The organism is Plantactinospora sp. CNZ320 (assembly GCF_002846275.1).
In genome coordinates, this window is the sequence record NZ_PJMP01000001.1 from 1,640,337 (window position 1) to 1,656,225 (window position 15,889).

8 protein-coding genes and 1 pseudogene are annotated in these 15,889 nt (G+C 71.0%); 3 read left to right on the forward strand and 6 right to left on the reverse strand.

Annotated features, from left to right (window positions below):
- Positions 1 to 171 precede the first annotated feature (171 nt).
- Positions 172 to 708: a TetR/AcrR family transcriptional regulator gene (locus tag CLT71_RS07135; RefSeq protein ID WP_199187536.1), complete on the reverse strand. Its 537-nt coding sequence runs from the start codon at positions 706 to 708 to the stop codon at positions 172 to 174.
- A 145-nt stretch (positions 709 to 853) separates the two neighbouring features.
- On the opposite strand from CLT71_RS07135, the gene CLT71_RS07140 reads away from it, so the two are divergent.
- From CLT71_RS07140 to CLT71_RS07150, 3 genes are all read left to right on the forward strand, one after another.
- Complete coding sequence (locus tag CLT71_RS07140; RefSeq protein WP_101366408.1) at positions 854 to 2,245, forward strand: MFS transporter; 1,392 nt, start codon at positions 854 to 856, stop codon at positions 2,243 to 2,245.
- A gap of 594 nt (positions 2,246 to 2,839) precedes the next feature.
- Entirely contained in the window at positions 2,840 to 3,334 is a 495-nt protein-coding gene (locus CLT71_RS37865) for an HAD domain-containing protein (RefSeq protein WP_486483658.1), read from the forward strand.
- A 115-nt stretch (positions 3,335 to 3,449) separates the two neighbouring features.
- Positions 3,450 to 4,160 (forward strand): MerR family transcriptional regulator, encoded by a 711-nt coding sequence (locus tag CLT71_RS07150; protein WP_143743392.1) that lies wholly within the window; start codon positions 3,450 to 3,452, stop codon positions 4,158 to 4,160.
- 207 nt (positions 4,161 to 4,367) lie between these two features.
- Here the strand turns inward: CLT71_RS07150 and CLT71_RS07155 are convergent, their stop codons facing one another.
- From CLT71_RS07155 to CLT71_RS07175, 5 genes and pseudogenes are all read right to left on the reverse strand, one after another.
- Positions 4,368 to 10,097 carry a non-ribosomal peptide synthetase/MFS transporter gene (locus CLT71_RS07155; RefSeq protein ID WP_199187537.1) on the reverse strand — a complete coding sequence of 1,910 codons (5,730 nt, stop codon included), beginning with the start codon at positions 10,095 to 10,097 and terminating at the stop codon, positions 4,368 to 4,370.
- Positions 10,094 to 10,528, reverse strand: coding sequence for a VOC family protein (locus CLT71_RS07160; protein ID WP_101366410.1), 435 nt, complete (start codon positions 10,526 to 10,528; stop codon positions 10,094 to 10,096). Before CLT71_RS07160 ends, CLT71_RS07155 begins: the two co-directional genes overlap by 4 nt.
- Before the next feature lie 112 nt (positions 10,529 to 10,640).
- Positions 10,641 to 12,068, reverse strand: coding sequence for a nucleotide disphospho-sugar-binding domain-containing protein (locus tag CLT71_RS07165; RefSeq protein WP_101366411.1), 1,428 nt, complete (start codon positions 12,066 to 12,068; stop codon positions 10,641 to 10,643).
- Positions 12,069 to 12,074: 6 nt separating this feature from the next.
- On the reverse strand, positions 12,075 to 14,150 hold the full coding sequence (locus CLT71_RS07170) for an HAD-IIIC family phosphatase (protein ID WP_158242191.1): 2,076 nt from the start codon (positions 14,148 to 14,150) through the stop codon (positions 12,075 to 12,077).
- 551 nt (positions 14,151 to 14,701) lie between these two features.
- Positions 14,702 to 15,783: pseudogene (locus tag CLT71_RS07175) on the reverse strand (glycoside hydrolase family 5 protein); the annotation flags it as partial.
- Positions 15,784 to 15,889 lie beyond the last annotated feature (106 nt).

A 15,889-nucleotide genomic window follows, 5' to 3' on the forward strand; every position in this document is an offset into this window, starting at 1 on the left:
CTCGCCGGCAGTCAAGAGTTCAGCACCAGCTCGGCCTCACGGGCCGGCCTGCGCCGGTGAAGCCCCAGCCCTCAGGCTCGCCCTCCACGAGGGTCGCGGCGTACTCGACGGACAGGACGATGGCGTCCAGCTCCGCCGGCAGGTCGCCTCAGGACCGGCCGCGATCAGTGGCTAGTTGTCGGCAGAGGTGTAGGCGGCCAGGACGGTCTCGGAGATGAAGCGCGTCGCGTCTGCCTGTTTCAGTCGCCCGTCGGCCACGTCGACGGCTGCACCCTTGAGAATGTGGTGCAGGACGCTGGCCAGCCAGGTTGCCGGGAGATCGTCGCGAAAGACGCCTTCGGCCTGGCCGCGGCGAATCAGTTCGTCGACGCGTTGGGCGGGTTTCGCGTGTAGTTCCCGTATCCGCCCGGGAGGCAACGTCGCCTGCGCCGCCTCGAGGACGGCGCTCGCCTGAGCCATCAGTAGCCAACTCGACTCGACCAGGAGGCGTAACGCCTCCCGGGGGTCGCCAGTGAGATCCAGACCCGCCAGGACATCCTCCCCCTTGAGCAGGACTCGTGTCAGCGCAGCCTCGACGAGAGCCGTCCGTGACGGAAAGTGGCCGTACAGCGTCACCCGGCCCACTCCCGCTGCTTGCGCGATCTCACTGACGCTGGCGTCGATGTTTCGGCCGAGGCAGGTGACGGTGGCTTCCAGGATCTTCTCCACGTTGTGCTGCGCGTCAGCTCGGCGGGACGGCTTGGTTCCGGAGTGAGACATGCAACTCCTCAAGTCGAACAGGCGTGTACGAGTTATGGTTGCCCCTGCAACTCGAACACTACCGTTCGACTTGACTGGAAGGAGGCGGCTACTCATGGCCGAACCCGTGGCTTTGACCAGGCCGACCCACAGCCCGAACCCGCGTCGCTGGCGGATCCTGGGGCTCGTCGGCGTCGCACAACTGATGTTGATCCTGGACGTCACCGTTGTCGCCATCGCCCTGCCCCACATGGGTGCAGATCTTGGGCTGGAGCGGGAGACCCTCACCTGGGTGGTGAGTGGGTACACGCTTGCCTTCGGCGGCCTGCTCCTCCTCGGGGGACGCGCCGCCGACCTGTTCGGAGCCCGACGCCTCGTACTCGTGGGGCTCATACTGTTCACTGCCGCGTCCCTGACCGCCGGACTGGCGACCAACGGTGCCATGCTCCTGGGCGGCCGCGTCACCCAGGGCCTCGCCGCGGCGCTCCTCTCCCCCGCTGCTCTGTCACTGGTCGTCACGATCTTCGACGGCGACGAGCGCAACAAGGCACTCGGAATCTGGTCAGCGCTGGGCGGCACCGGCGCCGCCCTGGGTGTTCTCCTCGGTGGGCTGCTGACTGCTGGGCCCGGCTGGCCCTGGGTGTTCTTCGTCAACGTCCCGGTGGGACTTGTGCTGGTGCTCGCCCTGCGGGCGCTGCTCCCGCCGGGGCAGAGCAGCCCCGCGCCGGGTCGACTCGACGTGCTTGGCGCGGTACTGGTGACGGCTGCCACCGGAACCCTGATCTATGCCTTGATCAGAGCCGGCGACCGAGGCTGGGGCACCCTGACGACCGTGGCGTTGCTGGTGGCCGCGGCGATCCTCTACGGCGCCTTCGTCGCCCGCCAGCGCCTCGCCGCGAGTCCGCTCATGAACATGCGGCTACTGCTGCGCCGACCGGTGGCGACCGGGGCGTTGCTGATCCTCGTGGCCACCGCTCTGATGATCAGCGTCTTCTTCCTCGGATCGTTCTATCTGCAGGACCACCGTGGGTACGGCGCGTTACACACCGGGCTGCTCTTCCTCCCCGTGGCCGTCGCCACCATGATCGGCGCGAACGCGGCAGGCCGCATAATTGGTCGCATCGGCCCTCGCATCCTCGGCGTGATGGGACTCCTCATCTCCGCCGCAGGCATGGCGCTCCCCGCGCTGTGGGACGGCACCGCAGCCATGATCGCCGGGGTCAGCCTCGCCGCCGCCGGTACCGGGGCGGTGTTCGTCGTCGCGTCCGCCACCGCGCTTGGACAGATCGACCCGGGACAGGCAGGTCTGGCGTCCGGAATCGTCAGCACGTTCCACGAGTTCGGCGCATCGCTCGGTGCGGCCGTCGTGTCGAGCATGGCTGCGGCGAGCATCGCGGGTACCAGCGCTGCGGGATTCTCCCGCGGCTTCGCCACCGCTGCAATCGCCGCCGCCGCCGCTGCCGGCCTGGCGTTCTTCATCACCCCAAGGCCCGTCCCTCGTGACTGACCCCTGAGTCGCCGCCGGTGAGCTGTACGTCGCCCACCGGCGGCCACAGGTCCCGGAGCCCTCCTCATGGCCCGGCCGTAGCCGCCGCTCGCGAGAAGGCGGGGCTGGAGCATTCCGGAGGTTCACTGCGGCGTTCGGGTTCCGCTGCTGCCCGGTCTGCGAGCAGATCAACATCAGCAACGCCGATGACTTCGGCTGCGCCGCCCGCAGCGCGGAACTTCCATGGCAGTGGAACGTGTACGTTGACCGCGATCCGTCATCGAACTGAGCCGAGGAGGATAGGCGGTGAATGACCGGACGCGGGAACTTCTCGACGCCGCGGTGCGCGAGCAGCTTGACGCCCATGGGCGGGTTCTGCCGCCGTGGCGGGCACACCCGGAAATCGAGCGGTTCAGCATCGGCTGGCGGATGGGTTACGGCGAGTGGCACCTGATGGTCTGGTCGCACTGGTGGGGGTCCGCCCCGATGGACGAGGCGGCAAGGATCGCGTACTTTCGAGCCGACGAACCGCCGCACGAGTGGCTGGACTGGGCTGCGGATCAGGTCTGGTCGGATCAGGGTGGGGCGGGGGTACGCCGTCTCGCCGAACACGGTATCGGTGCGCGTCCGCTGTTGTTCCTCGATGTGGACGGGACGCTCCTGCCGTTCGCTGGCGCCGCGCCGCAGATGGACGCCGAGGCCAACCCGTTGCTGGCCCGGCTCGAACCTGAACACGGCCGCCGCCTGACCATGTTGCCTTGCGACCTGGTCTGGGCCACGACCTGGATGGCCGAGGCGAACGAGGTGCTCGCACCACGGCTCGGCCTGCCGCAGCTGCCCATCGTCGACTGGCCGGACGACGATGACGATGACGATGACGACGGTCGGCTGCACTGGAAGACACGCCACCTCGTCGAGTGGGCTGCGGGACGCTCTTTCGTATGGGTCGACGACGAGATCACGGACGTCGACCGGACCTGGGTGGCGTCGCACCACAGTGCGCCCGCGCTCCTGCACCGTGTGGACCCGCGCCGCGGCCTCACCGACACGGACTACTCCGCTATCGCGGAATGGCTGCTGAAGCACGGTTCTACGGCCGTAACCCTGTAGAGACATCCCACGTGATCAAGCTGTCAAGGGCCGCACGGCGACGAACGCGTGGTTGCTGATCTCACCCGGCCGCGGAGCTTGACTCTCGTGCGGCCTGAGGCTCGAAGCTGGACGGGTGAACGGTGATGATCTGCTCAACATTGGTGCGGTCGCCGCGGCGACCGGCCTGACCGTCCCTGCGCTGCGTCATTACGACGAGATCGGGCTGCTCAAACCTGCCCGGGTGGATGCCGGCACCGGTTACCGGCGCTATCGCCGCAGCCAGCTCGACGACGCTCGCCTGATCTGTGGCCTGCGTGCCGTCGGCGTGCCGATCGATGAGATCCGGGCGGTGGTGGGGCAAGCCGCAGGACAGGTCCGGTCAACGCTCGACGGTCACCGGGATCGGTTGGTCGCTCAGGTGCGTGAGCTGTCGCAGCGGATCCTCGCCGTCGACGAATTCATCGAGAAGGGAACTTCGATGCCCGCGTTGCAGGCCGTTCGGCCCGTCCAGATCCGAATCAAGGTCGGTGATGTCCAGGAGGCGGCGGCCTTCTACACGACTGCGTTCGACGTTGTGTTCAACGAGGCGATCTCGTCGCTGCAGTTCGGCACCTACCGTAGCGACCGGTTCTTCCTGATCACGCTCGAGGAGTGCGATGGCCAGGCGTCGGAGAGTGGGAGCACCCGATTCGGGCTGCTCGTGGACGATGTCGACACCGCTCACGACCGCGCGCTCAAGGCGGGCGCAGTTGAGGTCCATCCGGCTACGGACTTTTCTTGGAAGCCGCGCACGTCCTGTGTCCGTGACAGGGACGGAAACCTCGTCGATCTCAGTCAGGCATGACTGTTGGCCGCTCCAGGTCAAGGGTAAGCCGGAGCTCGCGGCAGACGTTGCTCTTGCCCTTACTGTCGGCGTCTCGCAGGGGATGTGCCAGCCCGGTTGGGACGGTTCTCGGTGGCGACGGCGGGGTTCGGGGCACCATCGCCTCGGCGGCGGTGAACACCGCCCGGTGACCGGCTGTCAACGACCCGGCTATCAACGATTTGGCTGTCAACGACCCGGCTGGCCCCGCTCGGCCAGCGCGGCGAGCCCGACCAGGTCGTCGGGTTCGGCATCCGGCACCGTCCGGTCGAACGTGGCCAGCCTGGTACGCCGCAACGCGCCGAGCGACACGGTGGCCATCACGAGCCCGCAGACCGCGTAGACCAGGGCGATCCCGCGCCCGGGGCCGACCCCGAGCACCGGCCCGAGGATCGCGCTCAACGCACCGCCGGGCCGGATCAGCGACCCCAGCACCTCGCTGAGCATCGGCGCGGCGATGAACCCGACCGACACCACGCTCTGCGCGACCATCTGGTTGAGCGCGATGACCCGCGCGTGGAAGCGCTGCGGCACCTTCGTGTGGATGATGGTCATCCAGATGCCGTTCTGCACCACGAGGAAGAACGACATGCCCACCGCGCCTGCGGCGATGACGCCCAGATCCGGCCGGAGCGCGACGACGAGGGCGCTCACGCCGTATCCGGCAGTGCTGATCAGCATGCCCCGCATCCGGTACCGGCGCGGCCCGCCCCAGACCGCGACCAGCAGACCACCGGCGAGCGCTCCGGCGGTGGCGATCGTCGCCACCCGGCCGGCGTCGGTGAGGGTGCCGACAGTCAGGACCAGTGGGGACAGCAGCACCACGACCATCGCGAGAAAAATGTTGATCACGACGAAGAACATCAGCATGGCGCGCAGGCCGAGACGACTCCAGAAGTACCGGAACCCGCCGAGGATCTCCTGGCCGACGGACTCCCGTCGACGCCACGCCATCGTGGCGGGGAACCTGGTGAACCCCAGGACCAGCAGCGCGACGGCGTAGCAGGCGACCTCGACGACCAGGATGCCGGCCAGCCCGATCGCGGCCAGCAGCCCGACCGCCAGCAGCGGCACCAGGAAGTTTGCCGCTCCGGCCGCCAACTGCACGACCCCGTTGGCGTTGCCGAGGTATCGCTTGGGCACCAGTTGCGGCACCGCACTGAGATAGGCCAGCCGCTGCACCGCCACGGCCACAGACAGCAGCGCCAGCAGCCCGTAGAGCAGACCCGCCGGAACGGTGTCGTTCCACACCAGCAGGGCCAGACTGCCCTGCAACACGCTCGCCGCCACGGTGGCGGCGATCAGGGTACGGCGACGGTCGCCCCGGTCGACCAACGCCCCGGCGACCGGTCCGGCGAGGATGCCCGGCAGCGTGGCCACCACCGAGAAGAGGGCGAACCTCAGCAGCGAGTCGCTACGCAGGTAGATCCATAGTGGGATGGCGAACGTGGTGAGCGCCGCGCCGGTGTTGGCGACGAGCTGGCTCAGCGCAACCGTCAGGAAACGGGCCATGCTCGGCCTCGGCCCGGCGGGCTCGGATCCGGCGTCTCCGTGCTGCACACCGCCGACCCGCCAGGTGCCCGTACCGTCGGCCGGACCGGCCAGCGCCGGGTCCGTCCCGGCGTCGACGACCGTACCAGCGGTCGGCGCGACGGCCAACCGGTGGTGGGTACCGGTGACGATCTCGGCGAGTTCCGGCGCGCGGTACTTCAGGAAGTAGTGTCCCGCCTCGTCGATCACGACCAGTGCCGTGCGGTCGGCGAGGAAGGCCCACTCCCGGAACCGTTCCTGGTAGTACTCCGTGCCCGGATCCCGCTCGCCGACGATCGACACGACCGGGGCGCGCAGCCGCGCCGCACCCTGGTCGAACAGACGGGTGAAATAGTCCTCGGCGAACTCGGCGTCGCGTCGCATCGCCCCGATCAGGTGGCGGCGTTCGTCCGGCTCCAACGCTCCGACGTCGGCGCCCATCGACTGCAACCAGTTGGCGTAGACGGTGTCGCTGCGCAGCCGCTCCATCCGCAGCGTCCTGGCCAGCCGGCCGAGCGCGCCGGTGGGGCGGGCGAACGGAAACACGCCGCCCAGGTACACCGCCGCCAGCGGGCGGCCGACGGCCTCCAACCGGCGGGCGATCTCCACCGCGAGCGCGCCGCCCGGGCCGCAGTGCCCGTACACGACCAGCGGGCCGGGTACCCGGTCCAGAATCTCGGCCACGCACGCGGCGGCCACCTCTTCCACCGACCGGTCGGCCTCCGCCGTCGCGAGGTCCCGGCCCGGCGGTGCCACCGCGAACAGCGAGTGCCCGGACGGCAGCGCGTCCGCCAGCGGCTGGTACACGATCGCGGTGGCGCCGCCGTACGGTACGCACACCAGTGACAGGACGTGCAGGGCCGGGTCGACCGACGGCGTCAACTCGTGCAGCAGCTCGCCCGAGGCCGGTCCGGCCCGCTCGGCGTGCTCGGCGAGCCGGCGTACCGTCGGGTGTTTGAACAGATCCATCACCGTGACCGGCCGGGTGCCGGCCGGCAGTGCCTGGCGCAACCGGCTGACCACCTGGGTGGCCAGCAGCGAGTGCCCGCCGAGGTCGAAGAAGTCGTCGTCGGCGCCGACCTGCGGCAGCCGCAGCACCTGCGCCCACACCTCGGCGATGGCGCACTGCACCGGCCCGTCCGGCGTGCTGGATCCGCCGTCGCCCCCGGACGGCGTCACCACCGGCTCGGGCAGCGCCTGCCGGTCCACCTTGCCGTGCGCCAGCAGCGGCAGCCGGTCCAGCCAGACCACCTGGGCCGGCAGCAGGTACTCCGGCAGGGTGGGCGCCAGCCAGCGCCGGATCTCGGCGATGTCGGGATCGGCCCCACCCGCCGTGCCCACGCTCGCGTTCGGGTCCGCGTTCGAGTCCGCGTTCGGGTCCGTGTCGGAGAGCGCCGGCCCGGCCGCCCGCTCCAGGTAGGCGACGAGCCGCTCGTCGCGGACCACGACAACGGCCTGACCGACGCCGGGCAGCGCGGCGAGCGCCGTCGCCACCTCCCCCGGCTCGATCCGGTATCCGCGTAGCTTGACCTGGTCGTCACGGCGACCCAGGAACTCCAGGTCGCCGCTGGGCAGCCACCGGCCCAGGTCGCCGGTGCGGTAGAGCCGGCTGCCGGGTGGGCCGAACGGGTCGGGCAGGAACCGCTGCGCCGTCAGTTCGGGCCGGCCGAGGTAGCCACGGGCAAGACGGTCCCCGCCGATGCACACCTCGCCGACCGCACCCGGCGGGACCGGCCGCAGCCGCTGGTCCAGCAGGTAGACCCGCGCGTTGGGCAGTGGCCGGCCGATCGGCGTACCGACGCTGCCGGCCACCTCGGCGGGTACGTCGCCGCCCGGTGGGATCTCGAAGGTGGTGACGCCAACGGTCGTCTCGGTCGGCCCGTAGTGGTTGATGACGGCGATCCGGCCACGTCGGGCCAGATCGCGGGCCCAGTCCAGGCGCGAACCCTCTCCGCCGAGCAGCAGCGCGCGGCGGGGCAGCAGCGCCGCGACGTCGTCGACGTCCCCGGCCAGCGCGGCCAGGTGCGACGGGGTGAGCTTCAGGTAGTCGATCCCGGTACGCGCCAGATAGGCGGCGAGGTCGCGGCCGGCGACCCGCCGGGGCAGCAGGTGCACCACTCCACCGGTTGCCAGCGCCAGCCAGAACATCGTGACGCTGAAGTCGAACGACATCGACTGCATCAGCCCGAACCGGCCACCCGGGGCGATCCGCAGCCTCTCCCGCGCCCCGTCGAGGTATCTGACGAGCTGGCGATGCGCGACCGCGACCCCCTTTGGCCGGCCGGTGGAGCCGGACGTGTAGATCACGTACGCGAGGTCGTCCGGCGCGGCCACCCGGTCGGGCAGGGAGGCACCGGCCGGGTCCTCCTCCGCTACCGCCTCCACTGCGTCGACGCACCCGACTGCGGCCTCCCCGGCGTCGACGCACCCGACCTCGGCTTCGCTGGCGTCGACGCATCCGATCGGGGCGCCGCTGGCGTCGACAATGACGATCTCGCCGGCGAAGCCGGTGAACCGGTCCCGAAGCCCCGCCTCGGTCACCAGGACCGGTGCGCCGGAGTCCGACAGCAGGAACTCCAGCCGCGCTGGCGGCGCCTCCGGATCCAGCGGCAGATAGCCGGCACCGGCGGTCACGGCGGCCAGTACCGCCACGGCCAGGGCCGGGGCGTGGTCGAGGCAGATGCCCACCGGGATGTCCGGACCGGCGCCCAGTCGCCGCAGGTGCGCCGCCAACTGCTGCGCCGCCGCCGCGAGCTCGGCGTACGACAGGGTCCTGGTCCCGTACACCACGGCCGGTGCGTCCGGAGTGCGTACCGTCCACGGGCGGATCAGGTCGGGCAGGGTCGGTGCGCTCGGGGCGAGCGCACCACCGTCGGACCAGGCCGCCAACCGCGCGCGGTCGGCCGCGCCGAGCAGGTCTACCTCGGACAGCCGCCGGTCCGGCTCGGCCACGGCGGCGGTGAGGAGCACCCGGAACCGGTCGGCGAGACCGGCGACGGTCTCCCGATCGAACAGGTCGGTGTTGTAGGTAATGTGGCCGGCAAGGCCGGCGTCGTCGGGACGGATGTAGCACGCCAGTTCGTGCCGGGTGACCGGGTTGTCCACCGGAAAGGCCGTGACCAGCAGGCCACCGTGCCTGCTCCGCCCGGCGTGGTCCCAGTTGAGCATCGCCAGGTTGACCTGGAACACGGGCGGCCGCCGGACGTCCCGGGTCACGTTCAGCGTGGACACCACGTGCTCGAACGGCAGCAACTGGTGAGCGTAGGCGATCACGGCGGCATCCCGGACCCGGCCGAGCAACGCGGCGTAGCTCGGATCGCCGCCCAGGTCGGCCCGGAACACCACCGTGTTGACCAGCAACCCCACCATGCCCTCGGTACCGGCACGGTCCCGGCCGGCGACCTGGCTGCCGACGCCGAAGTCGGACTGCCCGGCGTACCAGCCGAGAACCGCCTGGAAGCCGGCCATCAGCGCCATGAACTCGGTGGCCCGGTACTGCCGGGCCACCCGCCGCAGGCCCGCGGTGAGGGCGGCGTCGAACCGGAACGTCACGGTGGCGCCGGTCACCGTCTGGGCCGGCGGATACGGACGGTCCGTGGGCAGGGCGAGCGGGGGCACGTCGGCCAGCCGGTCCTGCCAGTACCGCAGACCGGTGTCGGCGTCGGCACCGGTCAACCAGTCGTGCTGCCAGGCGGCGTAGTCGCCGTACCCGACCGGTAGCTCCGGCAGGTCCGGCTCCCGGCCGGCGCGGGCCGCGTCGTAGCCGAGCCACATCTCGTTGAGCACGATGTCGGTGGACCAACCGTCGATCACGATGTGGTGGACGAGCAGGCAGAACACGTGGTCTTCCGGACCGAGCCGGACCAGGACCGACCGGACCAGCGGACCGGCGGCGAGGTCGAAGGGCTGGGCCACCTCGCGCTCCAGCAGCCTGCGAGCCGCATCGGCCGGATCCGCTCCGTCGATCGCGTCCGACACGTCCAGCACGCGCATCGGCACGTCGGCCGGCTCGGCGATGTCGACCGAGGGCACGCCGTCCGGCCCGACCGGGAACCGCATCCGCAGGCTCTCGTGCCGGGCGACCACGGTCCGCAGCGCAGTACGCAGCGCGTCCACGTCGAGTGCGCCACCGAGCCGCATCGGCATCCACATGGTGTACGTGCTGGTGCCCGGAGCGTACTGCTCCAGGAACCACATCCTGGCCTGCGCCGACGACAGTGGTGGTCGGCTGCCCGGCGGGCGGGCCGTGATCGGCCGTGGACCTGCCGGGGGCCGAGCCGCCTCGGCCCGCGCCAGCCAGCGGTCCAGCAGTGCCTGCCGCTCACTGGAAAGCCGAGCGACCCGGTCGCCGGTAGGTGGGACGATCCGGTCCTCTCCGGTGACGCTCACGCCGGACCACCCGGCACGCCACGGTAGTCCACGAGTTCCACGATCATCCCGGTAGCGCGGCCGAGATAGACGAACGCGACACGCATGCCGGGGCGGGCGCCCGGCCGGGGTACGTTGTCGATCGGCACAGCGCCGCACCGGCGCAGCTCGGCCAGGGCCGCGACCACGTCCTCCACCTCCACCGCCACGTGGTGCACACCCGGCCCGTGCCGGTTCAGGTGGCCGTCCACGGCCGATCCGGCCCGGGTCGCGGTGACCAGTTCGATCGTCGGGCCCGGCTTGCCGTCCGGCGACCAGAACTGGCAGGCGACCCCGTACGCGTCGGCGACGCCCTCCTCGGCGAGGGTGAACCCGAGCCGTCGCAGGCTCTCCCGGGCCGGCTCGGCCTGGTCGGTCACCACGCCGACGTGGTCGAGTGCAGTGGCGTCCATCCGTGCGTCTCTCCTCGCTCGCCGCGACCGTGTGGGCTCGGCCGGTGCCGTGTAGTTCCGGTGGGGCGTCGTCTGGTTCCGGTGGTGGGGCGTCGTCTGGTTCCGGTGGGGGTCAGTTGTTCGGGAGGGAGCCGGCCGGGCCGGCCTGCCGGTCGAGCCAGCGGCGCAGCAGCTCCGCCCGCTGCGGGGACAGTCCGGCCAGGCGCGGATCCGGTCCGTCCGCCGCCCCGGCGGGCAGCGCCTCGACCGACGTCGGGCCGGCGGAGACCGCAGGACCAGGTGCCGCAGCGGCCAGGGCCGGAACGGGGCGGGCCGCCGCCACCGCCCGGCCGACAAGTCTTTCCACCGCCAGGCACGCGGCGTCGAGCGCGGTCGCGCCGTCGATCGTCGGGGCCAGGTCGGCGGCGCGCTGCCGGTAGCCCGGGTCGGCGAGCACCCGGCTCAGCTGGGCGGCCGCGCCGGCCGGCTCCCAGCGTGCCGCCGGCAGCCACTCGGCGAGCCCGAGTTGCCGCAGCCGGCGCGCGTTGTCCGGGCGGTCCACGCCGTGCGCCAGGACGACCTGCGGGGTGCCGGACCGGACCGCCCGCGCGGAGGTCAGGATCCCGCCGTGGTGTACCACCGCGGCGACCTCCGGCATCAGGGTGGCGAAGGGCAGAGCCGGAAACCACCGCATGCCGTCCGGCAGGTCCGGCGGCAGCAGGTCCCGGTACCGGCACACGACGATCCCGGTACGGCCGGCAGCGGCGACCGCGGCCACCGCCGTGGCGTACCAGTCGCGGTGCAGCATCCGGCTGGACCCGCCGGTGATCAGCACTGGTCGGGCCTCGGCCGGCAGGTCGTCGGCGACGAGCGCCGCCACCTCGGCGGGCAGCGCCCCGCCCTCGGCCTCGTCGTTGAGCAGGAACCCGACCCGGGCGGCGTCAGCCGGCGCCGGATGCCCCGCGGAGTCGAACCAGTCCGGCCACAGGCAGACACAGCCGTCCACATCAGACAGCCAGGAGCCCCAGTCGGTCACCGGGGGCAGTCCCAACCTGTCCCGCAGCGCGTTCATCGGATCGGCTAGCCCGCGTGGATAGAGCCGCTGCGTGAGCGGCGCGCCCATGTGCTGGGTCGGCGTCACGCACACCCAGGCCGCCGGTATCCGCAGCGCCTCGCGGCCGAGCAGGATCGACAGCCGCGAGGTGTGCCGGCCGACGAGCACCACCTCGCCGGCCGGGCGGGTACGCGCCAGCGCCGCCATCGCGGCGAACTCACCGTGGATCTGGTCGAAGATCCCGTTGCGGTGGTAGAAGTCCACCACGTGGTCCACCCGGGTCAGCACGTTGAGCAGGACGTCGCGGTGGTCTTCGAGGAGTCGCTCGTACGCCTCCGTGGTGTCGGTGGCGACGAGCCGGATCCCGATCCGTGCGGCCAACTCGGCGTAGACCTGGTGGGTGTACACGACCGTCTCGTGGCCCCGGGCGGTCAGCCCCTGCGCCAGTCGGAGGAACGGCAGCACGTCGCCGTGCGTCCCGTCGGTGCACAGCAGAAAGGTCGCCATCGCCGGCTACCGCTCGGCGTCGAGCAGGCGACGCACCTCGTCGTCGGAGAGCCCGTCCAGCCTGGCCAGCAGCCCGAGCAGCACGTCGTCGTCGCCGGACGCCAAGCGCTGTTCGTCGATCGCCTTCGCCATGTCCGCGACGGTGAACCGGTCGGTGAAGAGTACGTCGACCGGCAACTCCACGTCGAACTCCTCGCGTACCCGGGCGGCGAACTGCACCACCAGCAGCGAGTGGCCGCCGAGTTCGTAGAAGTCGTCGTGGATCGTCCGGGGCGGAAACTCCAGCAGCTCGGCCCAGATCTTCGCCACCACGGCCTGGGTCGCGTCATCCGTGGCCAGCTCGGCGGCGTCCGGAGCGGACCGGCGGGCCGCGAGCGCACCGAGCACCTGCGCCGGGGTGGCGAGCGAGCGGGCGATCAGGTCCACGGCCGCGCTGTCGGTGACGACGGCCGGTGCCGGCGCGATCCCGGTCCGGGCCGGCGCCGCCGGGTGCCCGGGACCGGGCCGAAACACCACTGTCGCCGCGGCACCGGCCGGTAGGTCGAAGAACTCCAGGCCGTCCGGTCCGGTCCGGTGTTCCGCCGACAGGCCACGCAGGAAGTCGACCGCCGGCTGGTTGCGCTCGGTCGGGCGGTAGGGCAGCGACACCGTACTCAGGCCACGCTCGACCGCCCGGGCTCCGATCGCGGCGAGCACCCGGTGCTCCACACCACGACCCAGCGCGCGGCAGCTCAGCCACAGCCCGTCCACCCGGTATTCCGAGCCGGTCAGCGTGGCCGTCACCGAGCCGACCACGCCGTAGTCACCGAACCGGTCCCGCGCCCGCACGACCAGGCGCTCCGCACCCGGCTGCGCCGCGACCAGTTCTGACACCGAGCGGCGGGTGCCGGCAAGGTTGAACTGGTTGACCCGCTGGGTGAGCTGCGCGACGCGGGCGGCGTCGGACTCGCCCATCGGCTCCACCTCGACGACGAGGTCGATCCCGGCCAGGAACTCGGCCAGCGAGGGCGCGCTCGTCCGGGCGGCGTCGCGCTGGCGCTCCGTACGGTAGCGTGCGGCCCGCAACCGGTCGTCCTCGGTGACCCGCGGGTGGTCCAGCGGCCAGCAGTGTCGCAGATACGCCAGCATGTCGTCGGCGGACGGCGGCGGGGACAGCGCCAGCACCGCCGGATGCGCCGCCCGGACCTCGGCGACCTCGACCGGGTTGTCGTCGACGAACACGAACGTGTCGAGGCCCAGATCGAGCTCTGCGGCGAGTTCGGCGATGTTCGCCGACTTCGGCGCCCAGTTGATCCGCCAGCCACTCAGGTGTTCGGCCCGCAGCAGCATGTCCGGATGCCCGTCCAGCGCCGCCAGCACGTCCGCCTCGGCGTTCTTGCTGGCCACACAGATCAGCCGGCCGGCGTCGCGCTGCGCCAGCAGCAGCCGCTGGATCTCCCGGCGTTCCGGGCCGACCCGCACGCCCAGTGGGCCGTCCTCGCCCACGGCCCCGTCCCAGAGCGTGTGGTCGGCGTCGACGACGATCACCTTCGGCCGCGGCACCCGCCAGGCGTGCACCGCCCGGGCGATGGTCAGGGCGAGCGCGGCGTACATCTCCGGCGTGTACGGAATGTCCGCCGTCGCCAGACTGTACCGGTCGTGGACGGCTGGCACCGGATATCCACGCAGCGTCTCGGCCTCGGACAGCACCCGGATCCGGGCGTCGCCGGCAAGCCCGTCGACAAGCCTCCGTTCGAATCCGGCCGAGGCTGCGGCGTCGGTCGGATCGTCGGCGGGACAGCACACGACCAGGTGCGGCACGCCGGTCGCCGCCGCGCAGTCGACGATCGCCCGCACGAGGTCGTCGGCGATCTGCCCGGCGGCGTCCGCTCCGCCGTCCAGCCACCCGTCCCGGCGCAGCAGGAGCACATTCGCCCCGTCGCTGTTGCCCCGCAGGGCACCCTCGGGGTCGAGCAGTGGCTGGAACACCTCGCCGTACGGCGCGTACGTCACCTCGGCGGGGATGTCGGCCCGGCCGAACACGAACTCCAGGGACTCCGCGAGCGGCGCGGCGGTGAAGTTGGCGGCCACTCTGATCTGCAACGAAGTCAACGAATCTCCCGCACTCTTCAGCGATAGTGAGGTCAATGTAGACGACATTGACAAGCGTCGTGAACTCGGTACGCAGATCATTGCCGGCCGGGCAGATTGGACATCCTGATCGGTAACATCGGCGCGACCCTGGTGCGCCGGCCGGCGTACCAGGGTCGGATAGCAGGAGAGTCCCATTCCCGGGACGGCTTGCACGAAGCGCAGCCCCGCTGTCACCCCGAGTCCGGGGGTCGCCAGCAGCGGTGCGACACAAGAGTCCTGCCTCCGCCAGGGCACAATCTCGGACAGGTCGACGATATGGGGTCAACGCCTCGGAGAAGACGGTTCGCGAACTCTGTAATCGCCATTTACGGCGATTCAATGCATTTTCCAGGGCTGACTGGGCGGGCGTCGAGACAGAAGCGCGGAACTCTGTTACGAGGTGTTTCTCCCAGCCGCCCGCACATAAGCCGCGCAAGAGGTTCGGATGCAGGCCAAGGTCATTGAGCGTGTAGAGCCGTGCAGCGGCCGACCACCGAGGTGGCGGGACAGGGGTCTGGGCGTCAGGGGGTGGGGAAGGCGTCGGGGGTGCGTAGCTGTTCGCGGATCCAGACGCCGGCTGGCTTCAGTACGCCGGTGCCGGCGTACTCCGCGCCCGAACAGGTCCCGGCCCTGAAGACCGCCCCCGACCGTGGATCGTCGGAGTAGTTCCAGTTCACCCAACTGATCTTGCGCTTGGCCATCAGGTCGAGGTACCGCCGGGCGTCGGCGAAATCGTCCGCGCCGTCGCCGTTGTAGGTCTGGGTACCAAACTCGGTGACGAAGATCGGGAGAACCTTCGACACCCGGGACAGCGCGTTGAAGTACTTCGTGCCGTGCGAGGCCGCGTAGAAGTGGAAGGTGTACATCACGTTGCCGGCCCGAACCGGTTTCCTGATCACTTCCTGCTCCGAGCCGCCCTCGGAGAGGCCGAAGGTGGACCAGCCTGCGGTCCCCACCAGCACCACCGCGTCCGGATCCTGGGAGCGGATCACCGGGATGATCTTTTCAGCGTACGACCTGATCCTCGACCACGAGACGCCGTTGGGTTCGTTCGCCACCTCGTACAGGATGTTCGTCTTGTCCCGATGCCGGGCGGCGACCTCGGCGAAGAACGTCCGGGCCCGGTCGAGGTTGTGGTTGGGGTCGCCCGGGTTCACCATGTGCCAGTCCACGATCACGTAGAGCCCGCGCTTCGTCACCTGCTCGATATAGTCGTTCACCAGATCGGTGAAGCCTCGCGGATCGGTCTCGTACCCCTCCTCCTGCACATAGAGGGAGACCCGCAGGACGTCGGCCCGCCAGTCGTCGGCTAGCGCGTCCAACGAGGCGTCGTTGACGCACCGGGCGTACCACTGGATTCCGTGGGTGCTCATGCCCCGCAGTTGGATCGGTTTGCCGTGCTGGTTGCAGAGCCTGGCGCCGCAGACGCGCAGCCGGCCGTTGATTCCGACCGGGGTGGTGGCGGCCGGCCGGAGGGCGGCGGCGTCGGGGGTGACCGGACCGTCAGCCGGGGCACCACCTGTCGGGGCGCCACCGGTCGAGGACCACTCGGCCGCGCCGGGCCGGGCGGGCGCGACGAGGTTCCGGACAGCCGGCACCGCGAGCAGCGCCGCCAGCACCGTCACCGTGACCACCGCGCCCACGAGCACCGGCACGGGTCGGAAGCGGATCATCCGGTTCCTCCAGGTCACACTGACGGTGCAGCGCTC